Raw genomic sequence first — 19295 nt, forward strand, 5'->3', positions numbered from 1 at the left:
TCGTCCCGAGAGCGGCAGCGTTTGAGCGCTAATCATACCAGCAGGAATACGCCATGCGATTCACGATTATTTCTACGAAACCCGGTCATCAGCCGCCGCAAAGCAGCTGTGATTTTTACGCCCCGGGCGGCACCATTGGGCGCGGTACGGATAACAATCTGGTATTGCCGGACAATGACCGCACCATCTCGCGTCTGCAGGCCATTGTCCACGTTGACGCTCAGGGCGAGTGCCGTGTCACCAACCGTGGCAGCGTCACCCGCGTGGTATTAAACGATATTCCGTTGGAGCGCGGACGTCAGGTTGAACTGCAGGATGGCGACATTCTCGGTATTGATGACTACCGTATTGAAGTGACTGAACTGATCCACGACACGCAGCCGGTGAGCCGCATGGCGGCCAGCATGCAGCAGCAGTCACGTCCGACAGCCGCACCCGCTGCGCCTGCAGCGCAAGCGAAGCCTGCTAACCCCGCGCCACGCGGGAAGGCGGAACCGACCGCCGTGCCTTCCGAAATCTGGGACAGCCTGATGCAGGAGTTCTCCATCTCCGACAGCATCTCCAGCAACCGCGCAAAATCGCAGCCTGCGGCCTCACAGGATCCCTTCTCCCAGCCCGCCGCGCCGGAGCGTAATGCCGAAGATCCGTTGGCGATGTTCAACGACAGCGATCCAACGCTTGAGCGCAAGAACGTCGACCCGGACACGCTGTTCAGCGACGAAGCGCTGTTCAAAAAAGAGAGCATTTTTGACGACGTGACGCCTTCTACGCTGGTGCCGCCGGTTGAGGGGCAACCCGCCCCTAAAGAAGACGCGGCGGACGAGCTTGACCCGCTGGCGCTGTTCGGTGGAAAGGCCAGCGCGCCAGCCGCGCGCAATGATGACCCGCTCGGGCTGATGGGCGGAGCACCGTTAACCCACCCGGATGATATTGCAGACGAAAAGCCAGCACCAACGCCTGAACCGGAGCAGGAAGAGGACGTGCTTGCCGATTCTCCGCTGTTCGCCCCAGAACCGCAGGAAACGCCGCGTGAAGAAGAGCCGGCGCGGCCGGATTACGCAGGTTTCACCATGCCTACGCCGCAGGCCGTTGCGCGCAGCAGCGCTCAGGCACCGAAGGGGCGCCTGCGCATCGACCCGGTCAATAACGCGGCATCCCCAACCGCCAGCCCGAATAATGGCGAGAAGGGTGAAGTGCTGCAGGGCGAGCTGCTGCAGGCGTTGCTTGAAGGTATGGGCCTGAGCGAAATGCAGCCTGTTCCGCAGTTTGACCGGGAAAATATGCGTCAGTTGGGGCAGATTCTCGGCATGTTCTCGCAGGGCACCGTGGCGCTGCTCTCGTCGCGCTCCATCCTGAAACGCGGCGTAAAAGCCGATATGACCATGGTGCTGGACGATGCCAACAACCCGTTCAAGCTGTTGCCGACCGGGAAAACCGTCTTAATTCAGATGTTCGGCACCCCGATGCCGGGCTTTATGCCGCCGACCAAATCGGTGCGCGACGCGCTGATCGACCTGCAGGCGCACCAGCTGGGGATGATCTCCGGTATCCGCGCCATCATCGCCGCGATGCTGCAGTCCTTTAACCCGGAACAGCTGGAGGAGCAGGCGAAGCAGAACGGCATGACCTCGCGTCTGGCGCTGCCGGGCAGCCGCAAAGCCGCCCTGTGGGACTATTTTGTTCGTAGCTATGGCGAGACGGCGGGCGAGATTGAGGATGACTTCCACACCCTGTTCGGCGAAGCCTTCCTTCATGCATATGACATGGAGGTGAATCAGTACAAAGACTCACAGAGCGGATCGGAAGACAAATGAATATCGCAACCGCTTCTCTCTCCCGCCAGGGGACGCGCGCCAGCAACCAGGATCAGACGGGAGAAACCATAGGGGAACGCTCGGCCTGCTTTGTCGTCTGCGACGGCATCGCGGGTCTGCCCGGTGGTGAAGTCGCCGCGGAACTGGCCCGTAACAGCATTATCTCCCGCTTCGATGGCGACAAGCACCTCAACGCGCAGCATATCCGCGACTACGTGCAGACGGCGAATCGCACCATTCTGAGCGAACAGCAGGCCGTTCAGGACTATCGCCGGATGGGCACGACGCTGGTTAGCCTGTTCATTGACCGGGACTACGGGCTGGCGTACTGGGCGCATGCCGGCGACAGCCGCCTGTACCTGTTTCGCCGGGGGTGGCTGTGGCACGTCACCACGGACCACAGTCTGGTGCAGCAGATGAAGGATGCCGGGCATCAGACGGACGATCTCAACAGCAACCTGCTTTATCTGGCGCTGGGAATTGAAAACGGCGGACCGGAAGCGAGCTACAGCGACGTGGTGCAGGTTGAAGACGGCGATGCCTTTTTACTCTGCACCGACGGGTTCTGGCACGGCGTCAGCGAAGAGCAAATGAAGCAGTCGCTGCACATGGTCAATACGCCACAGGAGTGGCTGACCTTAATGAACCAAATCATTCAAAAGAATGGCGAGCAGGAGGGGAATGCGCAGGATAACTATACCGCCCTGGCGGTATGGATGGGCAACCCTCAGGACACCACTTTGCTGCACACCCTCTCTGACGCAGCACAATTTCTTCCCTGCGGAACTGATTAGACACACAAGGAACGATATGAAACTTTGGCTATCGGGTTTGGCACTTCTGGCGGCGACCTCCACCGCGCAGGCTGAAAATTTCCGCATCGTGCAGTCTCCTGCGCAGAAGCTGGATATCTGGATCGACAACATCAAAGACAACACCCCGCAGAGCTGGTGTAAGCCAGAATTGGCGCTGCGCATTGTGGCGAACGGCAAGAAAGACGTCTCCGTGCTGGAAAACTTTGTGCCGCGTCTTGGCTCGCTGCTGGAACACCAGTGCAGCAAAGTGAATAAACTCAGCTGGACGCTCAACGATCCCGAGGGAACGACGCTGGCGCAGGGCACGGCAGCTAAAGCGCAGGACTGGGCGCTGGTGGTGAAACAGCAGCAGGCCGCGCCTGCCGAGACCGTCACCGCAACCCCAGCCAGCGGCGCGTTACTGCCACCCGATCAGAACGTGGCTTCCCGCACCGTTGCCGCCGACCGCACGCCGTGGCAGGAGTTTACCCTGCAGGATGGCTGCCACCTGCGCACCTTCTGGGAGGGCGGCGCGTCCGCTCCGGCGCTCTTTATTCCGGATTCTGATACTACCCGCTGCGGTAACGGCAGCTGGCTGAGCGGTCACACCGTTATCTCTCAGTCCCGCAACGGCGGGCAGAAAGAGATGGCGGTGACGTACATTCACGGCTTCCCGGTGATGGGGCTGAATCAGAGCGCCGATCCGGAAAACGCGCTGATCACCTCCGTCAATAAAGAGCGCATGGTATTCAGCACGCCAGACAGCGATCAGAGCTGGATGATCCTGCCTTACGACAGCACCCTGAACAGCTGGAAGAGCAACGGCACGGTAGCGGTAGAAATTTCCCGCGAGACCGCCAGCGACGATGCAAAACTGCAGGCGCGTATTGCGGCGGTGAAGAAAACCTGGAGCGCCTGGGTTGCCCCAGGCACCCCGCTGAATATCGTTCTGATTGATACCCTGCGTCCTCAGCTGCGCGATCCGGCAGTGGGCGCCTGGCGCGCGGCGAATTAAGGAATGGCTATGAATACGCTCTATCAACACCTGGCGGGTGAAACGCTCAACGACGCGCTGGCGCGTCTTGAAGCGGAGATCAAAGCCCGTCCGGCAGATGCAGACCTCCGCGCCGCGTTCGTGCAGTTTTTAATCCTCAGCGGCAACGGGACGCGCGCGCTGACCCAGCTGAAAAGCTGGCTGGCGCTGAAGCCGCAGGCGAAACCCACCGTCACGCTGCTGGAGCAGTCCATTCAGGGCGAGCTGCAGCGCGCACAGGTGATGGCGGGGCAGGCGCGTCCGGCCATGCCTGAAACTCAGTGGCCGTGGCTGACCACCCTGGCCGCGGCGCTCCGCGAGGAGGGCGAGCGTGCCCGGTCGCTGCGCCTTGAAGCGCTTGACCAGGCGCAGGCCACTCCCGGCCACATCACCCTCGAAAACGATGAGGCTCAGCCGTTTGACTGGCTGATGGACGGCGATGCCCGTCTCGGCCCGGTGTGCGAAACCATCGTGAACGGCCGCTATTTCTGGCTGCCGTTTAACGCAATCGCCGAGATCCGTTTCCAGGCGCCTGCCAGCGTGACCGATCTGGTCTGGCGTCACGCGCTGGTGCGCCTGACCGACGGTACGGAGCAGGTATGTCAGATCCCGGCGCGTTACCCGTTTGCTGCCGATGCGTCGGATGCGATCAAACTGGGCCGCACTACCGAGTGGCAGCCGCTCGATGAGGACGGCACCCTGTACGAAGGGATGGGCCAGAAAGCCTGGCTCAGCGAGCAAAGCGAAAGCCCGTTGCTGTCGTTAAGCCTCGTGTCGTTTGCGACGGATGGAGCCGATGAGTAATCCCGCTGGCGAAGGCGATCTGCTGCGCAGCGGCTGGCAAGCCCGCAGCAGGCAGGAGAAGGTGGGGGCGCGCGACAAAATGCAGCCTTCGCTGCTCGATCGCCTCACCGATAACGATCCGGAAAAAAAACGCGAGCCGGCTAACAGCAACCTGATCACCCACGCCGCGCTGCGTCGTAACGTGCTGCGGGATCTGCAGTGGCTGTTTAACACCATCAACCACGATGCCTCCGGGGATTTGAGCGCCTTGCCGCACGTGAGCCGCTCGGTGGTTAACTTCGGCGTCGCGCCGCTGGCCGGGAAGAGAATGTCGGACATCGAATGGCACGACATTCAGCGCAAGCTCACCGAGGCCATCATCAATTTTGAACCGCGCATTTTGCCGCAGGGGCTGCAGGTCCGCTGCGTGTCGGATACCTCCTCGCTGGATCTGCACAACGTGCTCTCCATTGAGATTAAAGGGCGCTTATGGTGTGTGCCGTACCCGCTGGAGTTTCTGTTTCGCACCGATGTCGATCTGGAAAACGGCCATTTTGAACTGAAAGATGCGGGGTAATCATGGAAAGTAAACTGCTCGAATATTACAACCGTGAGCTGGCCTACCTGCGCGAAATGGGGGCCGAGTTTGCCGAACGATATCCGAAGGTCGCCGGGCGGCTGGGCATGCGCGGCATCGAAGTGGCGGACCCGTACACCGAACGCCTGATGGAAGGTTTCGCGTTTCTGACCTCCCGCGTGCAGATGAAAATGGACGCGGAGTTTCCGCGTTTCTCCCAGCGTCTGCTGGAGATGATCGCGCCGAACTACCTCGCGCCCACCCCTTCCATGGCGATTGCGCAAATTGAGCCCGACAGCAGCCGCGGCGATCTGAGCAACGGCTTTATTGTGCCGCGCGGCACCATGATGGACAGCCTGGCGCTGAAAAAGACCGGCGTAACCTGCAGCTATACCACCGCGCACGAGGTCAATCTGCTGCCGCTGAAAATCGACAAAGTGGAGCTCGGCGGCGTGCCCGCTGACCTGCCGCTGGCGCAGCTCGGCTTAAGCCAGCGGGGGATCAACAGCGCCTTGCGGATCCGCATTGCCTGCGACGGCCCGCAAAACCTTGGGCACCTGAATTTTGACCGGCTGGAGTTTTTCCTTAGCGGCCCGGACATTGAGGCGCTGAAGCTGCTGGAGCTGGTGATGGAGCACCACGCCGGGATCGTCTGCCAGACGGTCAGCCCTCAGCCGCAGCGACAGCTGCTGGCAACGGATGCGCTGCGTCAGGAGGGCTTTGCGCCGGACCAGGCGCTCCTCCCGGACGATCTGCGCAACTTTGACGGCTACCGTCTGCTGCAGGAGTATTTTGCGTTTCCGGCCCGCTTCCGCTTTATCAGCCTGAGCGGTCTGAGCACGCTTATCCAGCGCTGCGAAAACGAAAAAGCCTTCGATATCTTCATTCTGCTGGATAAGTCGGATGAACAGCTGGAGCGCGTGGTCGACGCCAGCCATCTGGCGCTGCACTGCACGCCGGTCATCAACCTGTTCCCGAAAGTGGCGGCCCGGCAGAAGCTGAATGAAGGCCAGCATGAATACCATCTGGTGGTCGATAACATCCGCCCGCTGGACTACGAAATTTATGCGGTAAATAAAATTTTTGGCAGCGCCGACGGCCAGCGCGACGACCAGACGTTTCGTCCATTCTGGAGTACCTGGAGCGGCGACGCGGGCAACTACGGGGCCTATTTTTCCCTGCGCCGGGAACAGCGCGTGCTCTCCGAACACGCCCTGCGTTACGGCACCCGTACCGGCTATATCGGCTCGGAGGTCTTTGTCTCGCTGGTGGATGAACAGCATGCCCCGTGGCAGGAAAACCTGCGCTACATCTCTGCCGAGGTGCTCTGTACCAGCCGCGACCTGCCGCTGATGCTCCAGCAGGAGCTCGGGCAGTTCATTATGGCCGACTCCATGCCGGTGAAGGGGTTAACCCTGCGCAAAGGCCCGACGCCGCCGCGTCCGGCGCTGGCGGAAGGGTTCAGCACCTGGCGGCTCATCAGCCAGCTGCAGATGAACTACCTCAGCCTGATGGACAGCGAAAATGAAGAGGGGGCAGCGGCGCTGCGCCAGCTGTTAGGTCTGTACGCCAACCTGGCCGAAACGCCGGTTGCACGTCAGGTGGAGGGGGTTCGCCACTGCGTGCTGGAGCCGGTACACCGCCGCGTGCCTGAACCCGGCCCGGTCGTTTTCGCCCGCGGAATTGGCATCACCCTGACGGTGGACGAGCGGGCGTTTTCCGGCGCCAGCCCGTGGCTTTTCGGCAGCGTGATGGAGCGCCTTTTTGCCCGTCTGGTCTCCATCAACAGCTTCACCGAGTTCACCCTGAAGAGTCAGCAGCGCGGCGAGATAGGCTACTGGGCGCCGCGCATGGGTAAAAGGGCGCTGGTATGAGTGACGCTGCCACCGCACCGCTGCGCGTGCATCGCCTGACGAAGCTGCCGGATACGTTCTGGCTCGGGGTCCGCGAGACGCCCTGGCGCTACGATCTGTTTCAGCTGTTAAGGCGCATTGATGCCCAGGGCGGCGAGCGCTACCCGCTGGGACGCGCGCCGCTGCCGAAATTTGAGCCGCTGCGCATTAGCCAGCAGCCCTCAATGAGCTTTGCGCCGTCGACGCTGGCCCAGGTGCGACAGCGTGAAGAAAGCGGGCTGCATGAGGTGTCGATCCTCAGCTTTGGCCTGTTTGGCCCGAACGGCCCGCTGCCGGTGCATATGACCGAGTACGCCCGCGAGCGGATTCATCATCACCAGGACACCAGCCTCAGCGCGTTTGCCGATCTGTTCCATCATCGTCTGGCGCTGCTGTTTTACCGCGCCTGGGCGGATGCGCAGCCTGCCGTTTCCCTCGATCGCGCCGACAATAAGCGCTTTGAGGGCTACCTGGCGTCGCTGATCGGCATGGGACAGCCGGGTCAGATGAACAAGGGCAGCCTGAGCGCCCATGCCCGCTTTGCCCACGCCGGGCACCTGACCCGCCACGGGCGGGATCCGGAAGGGCTGGAGAAGATCCTGCGCAGCTATTTTAAAGCGCCGGTTAAGCTGGTGAGCAACGTGCCGCAGTGGATGCCGCTCTCCACCCGCGAGCAGGCGCAGCTGGGAGCAGGACGCCGCATGCCGCGCATGGGGGAATCCGCTTTTCTCGGCGTCGCCGTCCGCGACGTGCAGCATAAGTTTCGTATCGAGATTGGCCCGCTGAGCGCGGAGGAGTACAACCGCTTTCTGCCGGGAGAAGCGTGGGTCACCGAGCTGCGCGACTGGGTGCGCCAGTATGCGGGAATTGAGTTTGAATGGGAAACACGGGTGATCCTGCGTGAAGACGCGGTGCAGGGCACCACGCTCGGCAGCGATGGGCGATTAGGCTACAACACCTGGCTGGGGCATCAGCCGCAGCCTGTCCCGCGTGGCGATCTGGTGTATCGCGCAGAGCGATAAATTTTTCTAACGCATTGTTATCAACGGAACCGAACATGTCAGAAATTAGCCGTGCCGTGCTTTTCGGCAAACTGGATACGCTGTTATTTACCTCTCTGGAAAGCGCGACTGCCTTCTGCAAGCTGCGCGGCAACCCCTACGTTGAGCTGGTGCACTGGCTGCATCAGCTGATGCAGCAGCAGGATGGCGATCTGCAGCAGGTCATCCGCCACTTTGCCCTCGACGAACAGCAGCTAACGCGCGATATCGTGGCGGCGCTGGACGCTCTGCCGCGCGGCGCAAGTTCCGTTTCCGATCTCTCCGAACATATCGACAGCGCCGTGGAGCGCGCCTGGGTCTTCGGCTCGCTGAAGTTTGGCGTCAGCCGCATTCGCGGCGGCCATTTGCTGATCGGCATCCTCAAGACCTGGAATCTGGCCAACGTGCTGAAAAGCATCTCGTCGCAGTTCACCCGCCTTAACGTCGAAGTGCTGATCGAGCAGTTCGACGCTATTTGCGCCAACAGCAAAGAGACGCAGCAGGCCGCTGCCGCCGTCGATGCACCGGCGGGTATGGTACCGGCTGCGCAGGGGACGCTGGCCCAGTATGGCCAGGACCTGACCGCCCGCGCCCGCGACGGGAAGATTGACCCGGTTGTCGGGCGCGACGAGGAGATCCGCCAGATGGTCGATATCCTGATGCGTCGCCGCCAGAACAACCCGCTGCTGACCGGGGAGGCCGGGGTCGGCAAAACCGCAGTCGTTGAAGGGCTGGCGCTGCGTATCGCCGACGGCGACGTGCCGGAGCCGCTGCAAAATATTCAGCTGTGGCTGCTGGATATCGGCATGCTGCAGGCAGGCGCGGGCATGAAAGGCGAGTTTGAAGCCCGTCTGCAGGCGCTCATTAATGAAGTCCAGTCCAGCGCCACGCCGATTATTCTGTTTATCGATGAGATCCACACCCTGATTGGTGCAGGCGGCCAGCAGGGGACCGGCGATGCGGCGAACCTGCTAAAGCCGGCCCTGGCGCGTGGTCAGCTGCGCACCATCGGCGCCACCACCTGGGCGGAATACAAAAAGTACATTGAGAAAGACCCGGCGCTGACCCGTCGTTTCCAGACCGTACAGGTTCACGAGCCGGACGAAGCGAAAGCCATTCTGATGCTGCGCTGCACCGTGTCGCCGCTGGAGACGCACCACCAGGTCCTGCTGCTCGACGAAGCGGTCAGCGCGGCGGTGAAGCTGTCCCATCGCTATATCCCGGCGCGTCAGCTGCCGGACAAAGCCGTTGCGCTGCTCGACACCGCCTGCGCCCGCGTGGCCGTCAGCCAGAGCGCGCCGCCGGCGCAGCTGGAAGACTGCCTGCGCCATCTTGCCGCGCTGGACGTGGAAATTGAAATTGCTGAACGCGAAGCGCGCGTCGGCGCCGGTGACGCAGAGCGCGTAGCGACGTTAATCACAGAGCGCGACGCGTATGAAACAAAACGCGAAGCCCTGGCCCGGCGCTGGGAAGACGAGCGCGGTCTGGTGCAGGAGATCATCCGCCTGCGCGCCGCGCTGTTTGCGGCGGGCGAGGAAGAGACCGCCGAGCTGCGCAGCCGGCTGGCGGAGCAGCAGCAGGCGCTGAACGCCTTACAGGGTGACGAGCCGCTGCTGTTTGCGGCGGTAGATGAAAACGTGGTCGCCGCAGTCGTCTCTGACTGGACCGGGATCCCGCTGGGCCGGATGGTGAAAAACGAGATCGACGCGGTGCTGAACCTTGCCGATACGCTGAACCAGCGCGTTATCGGCCAGCGTCACGGGCTGGATCTCATTGCCCGCCGCGTGAAAACCTCGCGGGCGAAGCTCGACGATCCGAACAAACCGGTGGGCGTCTTTATGCTGTGCGGCCCGTCCGGCGTCGGGAAAACCGAAACCGCGCTGGCGCTGGCGGAATCCCTGTACGGCGGCGAGCAGAACGTCATCACCATCAACATGAGCGAGTTCCAGGAAGCGCACACCGTTTCCACCTTAAAAGGTGCGCCTCCGGGATACGTAGGGTATGGTGAAGGCGGCGTGTTAACCGAGGCCGTGCGCCGTCGCCCCTACAGCGTGGTGCTGCTGGACGAAATTGAAAAAGCGCACCCGGACGTCCATGAGATCTTCTTCCAGGTCTTCGACAAAGGCTGGATGGAGGACGGCGAGGGGCGCCACATTGATTTCCGTAACACCATTATCATTCTGACGTCCAACGTGGGCACCGAGCTGATAAGCGCCATGTGCGCCGATCCGGAGCTGATGCCGGAGCCTGACGCGTTAAGTGGCGCGCTGCGCCAGCCGCTGCTGGAGGTATTCCCGCCGGCGCTGCTGGGCCGCCTGCTGGTGGTGCCGTACTACCCGCTCAGCGACGAGATGCTCGGGCAGATTGTGCGCCTGCAGCTCAAGCGCATACAGCGTCGTCTGGAAGAGAATCACAGCATTATTTCTGAGTTTGACGACAGCGTGGTGGAACAGATTGTTCAGCGCTGCACCGAGGTGGAGTCCGGGGGCCGCATGGTGGATGCTATTCTGACTAACACCCTGCTGCCTCAGATGAGCCAGATCTTACTTACCGCCAGCCGCAGCGACGAGCAGTTCCGACGCCTGCATGTCACCTGCGAGCAGGGCGAGTTTCACTGTCAGTTTGCCGCGTAATAATCATCAAGAGAACTGTAAAAGATGACGGATAATGATAACAATCGGACTGTCCCAAACGCGCTCCCGGTCGGGTACCGCTTCAACGAGTTTGAAATCAAAGAGGTGATCGGCGGCGGCGGTTTTGGCATTGTCTATCGCGCGTGGGATCACCAGCTCGAACGCACTATCGCTATCAAAGAATTTATGCCTTCCTCGCTCGCCGTGCGCGGCGACGACATGACCCTGGTGCTGCGCAGCGAGCGCTTTGGCAAAGCATTTTCCGCGGGCCTGAACAGCTTTATTCAGGAAGCGCGTCTGCTGGCGCGGTTTAACCACCCGAACCTGCTGCACGTCCTGCGTTTCTGGGTGCAAAACGACACGGCCTACATGGGGACGCTGTTTTATAGCGGCACCACGCTTTCACGCCTGCGCGAAGAAAAACCGGAGCTGATCAACGAGGCCTGGATCCGCCGCACGCTGCCGATGCTGTTCGGCGCGATCAAGACCATCCACGACGAAGGCTATCTGCACCGTGATATCTCTCTGGATAACATTCAGATCCAGGATAACGGCCTGCCGGTGCTGCTCGATTTCGGCTCCGCGCGCCGCACCATCGGTAACCTTTCCGACGAAACGGAAACCATGCTGCGCCCCGGCTTTGCGCCGATTGAGCAGTACACCGACGATAACGAGAGCGAGCAGGGGCCGTGGACGGATATTTACGCCCTCGGCGCGGTGCTGCGTACCCTGATTGTGGGTTCTCCGCCGCCGGTCAGCGTGGTGCGCTCCATCCAGGATACCTGTAAGCCGCTGGTGGAAATCATGCCGCAGGGCTACTCCATCCCGCTGCTGCAGGCCATCGACCGCGCGCTGGCGCTGCACATGGAGGACCGTCCGCAGTCTATCGACGAATTCGCGGCGCTGATTGAGATGCCGGTCGCCGGGATCAACGACGTGCTCACCGCCAAAAAGACCGGCACCATGCTGGTTCCGGTTGAGGAAGAGAAGCCAGCTTCGGTGCTCGACTGGCGTCGCTATAAGATCCCGGGCATGGTTGCCGCGGGCGTGCTGGTGGGCGTTGTCGCCGGGGCGATGCTGTTCAGCGGTGGGAATGATGCGCCTGAGCAGGCTGCCCAGGCTCCGTCAGAGACGCGTCCGACAGAAACTGCCGCGAACGCGCCAGAGGTGAAGCCAGAAACGGCGACGGTGAGCGAGCCAGCGACGGCGCAACAGACGCCACCACCTGCCGACGCCAGCCCGGTCGCGCTGGTTTATATCCGTATCCAGGACGGTGAAACGCTGAAAGTGAACGGCGAACCAAAAGCGCTGCGTCCGGCGACCAACGGCTATGCCTCGCTCAAGCTGCCAGCCGGTGAGACGAAGATTGAGCTGCAGGGCAACGGGAGAACGCGCAGCCAGACGCTGGATATCAGCAAGCCGGGCACCTGGCTGGTGAATCCTTAGTAATGCACGATCTTCAAGACCAGAGACTTATTCCAAAGGTGTTCGAAGATCGTCTCTCCTCTTTATGTACAAAATCGCTTTAGGATTGAAAGCTCAGTTGGCTTAGTAGCGGTGGTCTTAATTGACCACCGTCAGTGAAAAACGACAGGCCCTTTTGTCTCCGACCCCGGAGAGTTAGCTGAAGCGAAGATGCGGAATTCCATTTTTGTCAGTGTTAATTACGTGTATAAACAAAATGTCGCTCATTTAAAGAGTAAATCAGGGTATTTCTGGGGAAGTATGGATCTTCTCGCAATTTTAATTTATTGCGCGAATTCAGTACGCCACAACAGAATCCCATTTCTTTCTGACGCAAAAGCATTTAGTGCTTCGTTGAATTATTTTGCAGGTGATGGTTTCAGCATTTTGGTCATGCTTTTTTTTGTGCTTGACTTACTTTTACTACTCTCTTTGTTTGCTTCGGCCTGGTTATTCTTCAAACGAAAGAACGGTGCAGTCAAATTTGCTCTTGCTCAGGAATTATTTCGTTTGATTTCATTCAGATGTTCAGTCTCATTTTTCCCTCTTTTAGTAAGCGTGTTTGGAATTTCAAACGTCTGGTTGAATGTAGGGTTATTTGTCACATCAGAGTCACTGAAAATCTACTCTCTTGTTTTTTGGATGAACGAGCGGGAAAAGCCCCTTTCTTGAATGATGCTTTATCAGAGATGCGACCCGCTTTTTTGCATCGCATAAGCTAAATGGAATAAAGATTATGCTCAACCGAATTACCGTTCAGCTCCCGGTGGAGGGGCTTCTGTTCTGGAAACTCTCAGGCCGCGAGGCGATGTCCGAGTCGTTTGCGCTGACGCTGACCGTACTCGGCACGGACGCGCGCATTGACCGCAGTAAGCTGCTGGGCCAGCCGGTCACGGTGACCATCCCGACGCAGAGCCTGCTGACCTCCCGCTATATTAACGGCAAGATTACCCGCGTGGCGGTGAGCGCCGTTGAGCTGACGGGCACGCGCTATGCGGTGTACCAGCTGACGGTGGAGCCGGACCTGTGGCCGATGAAGCGCGATCGTAACCTGCGTATTTTCCAGGGCCAGACGGTGCCGCAGATTGTCAAAACCCTGCTGGGCGAGCATCAGGTCAACGTTGAGGATAAACTCACCGGCAGCTACCGGGTCTGGGACTACTGCGTGCAGTATCAGGAGTCGAGCCTGGACTTTATCAGCCGCCTGATGGAGCTGGAGGGGATTGCGTATCACTTCAGCCATGAGGCGGACAAGCACACCCTGGTGCTGACTGACGCCGCCACGCAGCATCAGCCGTTCAGCGGCTATGAGGTCATTCCTTACCACCAGACGCCGTCCGGCGGCAGCACGGATGAAGAGGGTATCAGCCAGTGGGCGCTGGAGGACAGCGTGACGCCGGGGATTTACAGCCTCGACGACTATGACTTCCGCAAGCCGAACGCGTGGCTGTTCCAGGCCCAGCAGAACCCGGCGTCGCCGAAGCCGGGCAGCATTGACGTGTACGACTGGCCGGGGCGCTTTGTGGACAAAGGTCACGGGGAGTTCTATGCCCGTATCCGTCAGGAGCGCTGGCAGGTGGAGCATCAGCAGATTCAGGCCACCGCCACGGCGGCGGGGATAGCGCCAGGGCACACCTTCACGTTAACCAACGCGCCGTTCTTCAGCGACAACGGGGAGTATCTGGTGACGGCGGCGGGCTACCACTTCGAGGAGAACCGCTACGCCAGCGGCGAGGGGGAGACCATACACCGTACCGATTTCACGGTCATTCCGTCGGCGGTGGTTTACCGTCCGGCGCAGAGCACGACGTGGCCACGCACCTACGGCCCGCAGACCGCGAAGGTGGTGGGGCCGAAGGGGGAGAGTATCTGGACGGATAAATATGGCCGGGTGAAGGTGAAGTTCCACTGGGACCGGCTGGCGAAGGGCGATGACACCAGCTCCTGCTGGGTGCGCGTGTCGAGCGCGTGGGCGGGCCAGGGCTACGGCGGGGTGCAGATCCCGCGCGTCGGCGACGAGGTGGTGGTGGACTTTATCAACGGCGACCCGGACCGTCCGATTATTACCGGCCGCGTGTATAACGACGCGAGCATGCCACCGTGGGCGCTGCCGGCTGCGGCGACGCAGATGGGCTTTTATAGCCGCAGCAAAGATGGCCATAAAGACAATGCCAATATTCTCCGTTTTGAAGATAAAGCCGGGCACGAGCAGATCTGGATCCATGCAGAAAAAAATATGGATACGGATATTGAAAATTCTGAAACTCATGATGTCGGTGTCGATCGTAGAAAAACCATCGGACAGGATGAGAATATTACGATTAAGCGGAACCTGAAATCAGATGTAGGTAATAATGAAACGCATAATATTGGTAACAAGCACGTTATAAACGTTGGGAAAGATCAAACCGTCTTGACCATGGATAAAGAAGGTAACGCGCTGCTGGAATCTGTGACCACGATTAAACTCAAAGTTAAAGACAACTATATTCTGATCGCCCCGGATACCATTGAGATTCACGTAGGCCAAGGCAACCTCAAAGCAGAGGCTGTGGAACAAGCCATCTTCAAAGGTGATGAGCTTACAAGACTAGGTGATGGGATCAATACCGAGCTCAAAGCAAATGATACGGTGAGTATAACGGGAACTAACCTTACCGATATTAAGGGCGCGATTGTAAAAGTTAACAGTTAATCTGCGTACAGAGAACGCTATTATGGGAAAACCAGCCGCCAGAGCGCGCATCGATTCCAGCGCACATACTGGCCCAATTCAAAGCGGAAGTCCCAACGTAATTATTGGCGGATTTCCGGCAGCACGAAAAGGCGACCCGCTTTCATGCTCCCAACATGGTCAGGGAAGTATTCTCAGTGGTTCAACAACGGTATTTGTGAATGGTTTGCCTCTCGCCAGGGAAGGTGACAAGACGGGTTGCAATACCTCAGCGACCCCTGCGGTCGCATCCACTCAACCCGCACCTCCGCAATACTGGGGCGGAACGGCGGCGAAGGATGCGGGTAAAGATGGTGCTATACATGGTGATGTTTACGACGCCCGTGTGCTTGGCGCCTATGCAAGCCTTGAAGATAAATCCGGCTTTGGAAAACCCGATACGGCTTCAGCCGGATTCGCACTTGCCGATATCACGGTCGGGAATACAAAAAGTCAGGATAAATATAAAGGCGAGGTACGTACTAAAGTAGGGGTGGCGACTGCCAGCGGCACGTTAGTGACCGATCGAGCTGATTACGGGGCGATTAATCTCAATGCAAACGCCACCGCAATACAATATGGCGCCTCGGGAAGCATTGGAAAAGAAGGGCAACAGTACGGCGGCGTCGGTGGGGATGTATACATGGCAACCGCTGAAGCGAAGGCCGTCAGTGAACTATATGACGGAAATAAAGGGCGTTATGGTTTTAATGTTGAACTTGGCGCAGAAGCCGCGGCGGTCAAAGGAGAGGCGACGGCTAAAGCCGATTTTTATGGCGTAGTCGTTGCCGATGGCAAACTTTCAGGGAGTGCAGGGAGCGCTGGCGCTTCTGCAGGCGTGGGAACCTGGATTGATAGCACTGATTATTCATTTAACCTTAAGGTGTCCGGTGAGCTTGCAGCGGCGCTCGGTCTGGGAGGGGATGCCAGTATCAAATTTGCTCTCAAACCGATCCTTGACTGGATTTATGACGATGATGAAAGTAAGCCGTCCCCAGCGGCGGGCAGTGGCGATGGTGTGATTAAGACTGGCTGTGTTACAGTCCTGATAGGAGATTAAAATGTGTAAATGGGGAACGTTGTGATGCATTGGTTTTTCTTTATAGTCTTTATGATTTGGACGCTAGCGCTTATCTGGAATGGAAAAGATTTATTTAACAAAAAGCAGTGGCTCCTTGCGGGGTTAATGTTCGTTCTAGTGTTAGTGGCTACGGTCGTCATTGGCTTTACGTTGAAATGGCTTGCTCAGTCAATGTCATTATTTTCCGTCGCAACGGCCAAGCATTATTCGATCATCTTATCCATGTCTTTCTTGTGTGTTTGGGGATTAAAGATCACAGTAGTGCTGCTCTGCACGTTATTTTCCGGGATTATGGGGGGGCACAAAAGATACAACGCGGAAAATTATGAAAAATTATCGTCTATGACACGTGCCGTGGCGCCTGGCTTACTTATCTTTGCTAAAAGCTTAATTACCCTCGGAAGCTTCCTTATGTTTTCGGGTTTATGGCTTAAGTAAGCGCGACGAGTGAGGTTGCATTATGGTTGCTGAAAAACAATATTTTTTCCCTCTTGAGATGAAGGATCAGGAAAAAGAGATTCGGGAAAACTTCTGGAAATGTCTCTATACCTCTGCAGAAAAAGAGATGCTTCATTACTGGCTATTGTTACCCCAGAATGTTAAGCCAGCAGAGTTAAAGCCGATCACATTTCAGGAGGTTGGGCTGACGAATATCGGACGATACATCGCCGATGACACCGGCCCCTATATTGAAGTCTGGGCTGCATATGAACACTGTCAGTGGGAGATGAATGCGTCAGACTGGCTTATAAATAAGCTCGATTTAATGGGTGAGAAAGTACTGAGCCAAAGAATAATTACGCATCCTTCAGGAAGCGGGAAGTTTGCGGATATCCTGTCCATTAAAACGATGCCATCGGGTGATGAGGTCGTTTCACGATATACGGTGCAGAAGGATTATAATCCTGTAAATGGTGGGGGAAATTACTTCCTTTTGAAAACGGCTTGTGCGTCGAAAGATTACAACACGATTGCCGATACTATTTTCCTGATTGCTATCAACTGGGATTTACTGCATCGCAGCAATTTGATGCTTTCAGAACTGTTGAAAACAGTCAGCCTTAGCAACAAAAATGACAGTGGATTTAAAATTCCGGATTCATGGCTGGTGAATACGCTGGATGATAATCGTCTGGTAATTGAACACACAATAGGTAACGTCAACCATGGAGTGATTAATTTCTGTCTTTTCCGTCAGGCTGATTATCCCGCTGCGCAGGCTATTTTCGATGAAGCAACTGCGCGCTTTAACCGCCACGATAGTGCGGTCTCTCTTACGACATCGGACATTGCCAGCATCCCAAATGATATCAATCCCTCGTTTACAGGCGATCTTTATAGCTGTACGGGAGAGGTAGTCAGCGCTGCGGAGAATATCAGGGCTTATTACGATATGCGTATCTTTAAAATGAATGATTTGTGGTGTTACGTTGAGGTGGTTGGGCCTCATCGTAATCATCAGGATTATTATTACGAAGCCAATAAACGATGCATGGAAATCATTCTTTCTACGTTTCGCATAGAAAAACGATGAGCTGACAAAGTTAATTCATGGCCATCTAAATAAAACCATAGAAATGTGGTTTTATTTTTTGTTTCACAGAAATAATATCATAACCGCCCTCGTTCTGAGGATTAGTTAACTTCAGGCATTGAGATCAGATCATCGTGGAATAAAAAATCATGCTCAGCTGAATTATCGTTCAGCTCGCGGGAGTGGATATTCTGTTCTGAAAACTGGCATCCCGCTATGTTAACGGCAAGATTATCCACGTGGCGAACGGTGCCGTTGAGAGAACGGGCACGCACTATGCTGTGTAACAGGTAGAAGTGGAGCATCCACAGGTTCAGGCCACCGCCAGGGCAGTATTTGAGGTGACTCATGAGTAAAGAAAATTACACCGCGCTGGATTATATCAATGATGCTATTGATGCAATTAATCATCGATTAGAAGAAAATCCTACATTTTCTTTATATGTTATGGCGAAGAATCAGTTGGACTATATTAAGTCTATTCTAACGGGGTCTGAGAAAGATAAAAGTAAATTGCACAAATTAAATCTTGGAGTGCTTGCATCAAAAGAGTTTGATACAACCGATGCAGAACTTGCTCAGCATTTGTCCAATGTTAATTATATAGCTTCGCAAATGGGAAAAGGATTGAAGTTTATTCTCCCTCATGAGCAAGACGTTGAGTATTTGAAAAGGCAAAAACGATATCGCAAGTGGTAAAGAACGTTTAATTAAAGGGTGCGGGATGATAAATCTTTACAGCGAAGACTCAGTAATTAATCATTATGCCGATCGTTATCGTAACTACATGCCAGTTAATGTTCGTAAGGTAATAAGAAGCAGCATTGATGATTCAAATTCCTCTCATGTATGGGATGAAATATAACCTTTAATCACAAATGAAGATGTTTCACGCGATAAAGCACTTGGGGCGTTAGTGGGTTTGGCTGTTGGAGATGCAGTTGGCACTACTCTTGAATTTAAACGCAGAGACAGTGAACATGTAGCGGATATGATTGGTGAGGGACCTTTTCAATTAAAACCTGGTGAATGGACAGATGATACGTCCATGGCATTATGTCTGGCAGAGACTTATCTTTCAGAAAACAGAATGCACACCGATGTGCTTAGGAAATAACTCCTGAAATGGTATCTTGACGGAGAGAATAGTAGTAATGGTCGGTGCTTCGATATCGGGAATACGACGCGATTCGCACTTGAACAGTATAAGCGTGTCGGACCTTCCTGGTATGGTAATACAGAGAAACACACTGCTGGTAATGCTGGGGTTATTCGTCAAGCACCGGTGTCTATCTTTCGTCGAAAATCGCTGCGTGCGATTTACTTCGAATCCCAGGCTCAGAGTCGAGCAACGCATGGCGCGGTAGAGTCAATTAACGCATGCCAATTTCTCGGATTGGTATTGCACTATTTAATTAACGGTTATCAAAAAGAAGAAGCTTTTTCCCCTCATGTTTTCCCACTGTGCGCGCGCGTAATGATCATAAATGCGGGTGAGTATAAGCAAAAAACTCGCGATCAGATTCGTTCAAGTGGTTATGTTATCGATACGCTTGAGGCCGCGATGTGGTCCGTATGGAATACTGACAACTTCCGGGATGCAATTCTGCTGGCCGCCAATCTTGCCGATGACGCTGACAGCGTTGCGGCGACGGCAGGACAATTAGCGGGAGCATTATATGGTTATTCCGGTATTCCGCAGGCTTGGAAAAACAAACTCGTACAACATGAACGTATCGCCAAAATGGCTGGTGAATTGTTCGATAGAGCCCCTGAAGACACTTTCTTGTAACTGTTTATCTCGATGAAAATTCAGGAAAAGTGGTTTTTTTGTGGCATGAGAAGTCAATCTTACAGCTACTCATTATCAAACCAGCAGCGTTTACGCTTTGCGTATTGAAATGAGTTAACTTCTGGCACTGAGATTAGTCCATAGT

The 19295-nt window shown here is 56.4% G+C and carries 16 protein-coding genes and 1 pseudogene; 16 read left to right on the forward strand and 1 reads right to left on the reverse strand.

The features are described from left to right. Positions 1-53: 53 nt before the first annotated feature. The 14 genes from tagH to IM295_RS19645 all read left to right on the forward strand — a co-directional run bounded on the left by tagH (position 54) and on the right by IM295_RS19645 (position 17358). Entirely contained in the window at positions 54-1814 is a 1761-nt protein-coding gene (gene tagH / locus IM295_RS19580; protein ID WP_063154432.1) for a type VI secretion system-associated FHA domain protein TagH, read from the forward strand. Next, positions 1811-2608, forward strand: coding sequence for a PP2C family serine/threonine-protein phosphatase (locus tag IM295_RS19585; protein WP_023336024.1), 798 nt, complete (start codon positions 1811-1813; stop codon positions 2606-2608). The genes tagH and IM295_RS19585 overlap by 4 nt, the downstream gene beginning before the upstream one ends. A 16-nt stretch (positions 2609-2624) precedes the next feature. Beyond that, complete coding sequence (locus IM295_RS19590) at positions 2625-3623, forward strand: hypothetical protein (RefSeq protein WP_193067208.1); 999 nt, start codon at positions 2625-2627, stop codon at positions 3621-3623. A gap of 9 nt (positions 3624-3632) precedes the next feature. Continuing rightward, positions 3633-4445, forward strand: coding sequence for a type VI secretion system accessory protein TagJ (locus IM295_RS19595; protein ID WP_047367782.1), 813 nt, complete (start codon positions 3633-3635; stop codon positions 4443-4445). Further along, positions 4438-5001, forward strand: coding sequence for a type VI secretion system baseplate subunit TssE (gene tssE / locus IM295_RS19600; RefSeq protein WP_028013485.1), 564 nt, complete (start codon positions 4438-4440; stop codon positions 4999-5001). The genes IM295_RS19595 and tssE overlap by 8 nt, the downstream gene beginning before the upstream one ends. Before the next feature lie 2 nt (positions 5002-5003). Next, positions 5004-6875, forward strand: coding sequence for a type VI secretion system baseplate subunit TssF (gene tssF / locus IM295_RS19605; RefSeq protein ID WP_049138794.1), 1872 nt, complete (start codon positions 5004-5006; stop codon positions 6873-6875). After that, positions 6872-7915 carry a type VI secretion system baseplate subunit TssG gene (gene tssG / locus IM295_RS19610; protein WP_193067209.1) on the forward strand — a complete coding sequence of 348 codons (1044 nt, stop codon included), beginning with the start codon at positions 6872-6874 and terminating at the stop codon, positions 7913-7915. The genes tssF and tssG overlap by 4 nt, the downstream gene beginning before the upstream one ends. A gap of 35 nt (positions 7916-7950) precedes the next feature. Further along, the gene (tssH, locus tag IM295_RS19615) at positions 7951-10566 is read left to right on the forward strand and encodes a type VI secretion system ATPase TssH (RefSeq protein ID WP_193067210.1); all 2616 of its coding nucleotides are present in this window, start codon (positions 7951-7953) and stop codon (positions 10564-10566) included. Between the two features lie 24 nt (positions 10567-10590). Further along, the gene (locus IM295_RS19620; protein ID WP_047367778.1) at positions 10591-12012 is read left to right on the forward strand and encodes a serine/threonine-protein kinase; all 1422 of its coding nucleotides are present in this window, start codon (positions 10591-10593) and stop codon (positions 12010-12012) included. Between the two features lie 279 nt (positions 12013-12291). Next, entirely contained in the window at positions 12292-12702 is a 411-nt protein-coding gene (locus IM295_RS19625; protein ID WP_223824753.1) for a hypothetical protein, read from the forward strand. Positions 12703-12766: 64 nt separating this feature from the next. Further along, a complete protein-coding gene (locus IM295_RS19630; RefSeq protein ID WP_193067211.1) occupies positions 12767-14725 on the forward strand; it encodes a type VI secretion system Vgr family protein in 1959 nt (652 codons plus the stop codon). A 22-nt stretch (positions 14726-14747) separates the two neighbouring features. After that, entirely contained in the window at positions 14748-15803 is a 1056-nt protein-coding gene (locus tag IM295_RS19635; protein WP_193067212.1) for a PAAR domain-containing protein, read from the forward strand. Positions 15804-15827: 24 nt separating this feature from the next. Further along, the gene (locus IM295_RS19640) at positions 15828-16262 is read left to right on the forward strand and encodes a hypothetical protein (protein WP_028013479.1); all 435 of its coding nucleotides are present in this window, start codon (positions 15828-15830) and stop codon (positions 16260-16262) included. Positions 16263-16284: 22 nt separating this feature from the next. Beyond that, entirely contained in the window at positions 16285-17358 is a 1074-nt protein-coding gene (locus IM295_RS19645; protein WP_047366826.1) for a hypothetical protein, read from the forward strand. A gap of 101 nt (positions 17359-17459) precedes the next feature. Here IM295_RS19645 and IM295_RS19650 read toward each other — a convergent pair whose 3' ends face one another. Next, entirely contained in the window at positions 17460-17708 is a 249-nt protein-coding gene (locus IM295_RS19650; protein ID WP_193067213.1) for a hypothetical protein, read from the reverse strand. Between IM295_RS19650 and IM295_RS19655 the strand changes: the two genes are divergently transcribed. Together IM295_RS19655 and tri1 are read left to right on the forward strand one after the other, a co-directional pair. After that, the gene (locus tag IM295_RS19655; protein ID WP_059358123.1) at positions 17707-18057 is read left to right on the forward strand and encodes an immunity protein Tsi6 family protein; all 351 of its coding nucleotides are present in this window, start codon (positions 17707-17709) and stop codon (positions 18055-18057) included. The genes IM295_RS19650 and IM295_RS19655 overlap by 2 nt on opposite strands. Before the next feature lie 25 nt (positions 18058-18082). Then, positions 18083-19150: pseudogene (tri1, locus tag IM295_RS19660) on the forward strand (ADP-ribosylarginine hydrolase Tri1). Positions 19151-19295: the final 145 nt, after the last annotated feature.

Source organism: Enterobacter cloacae complex sp. P14RS (genome assembly GCF_014895895.1).
In the GTDB taxonomy this organism is placed as follows: Bacteria; Pseudomonadota; Gammaproteobacteria; order Enterobacterales; family Enterobacteriaceae; genus Enterobacter; species Enterobacter bugandensis.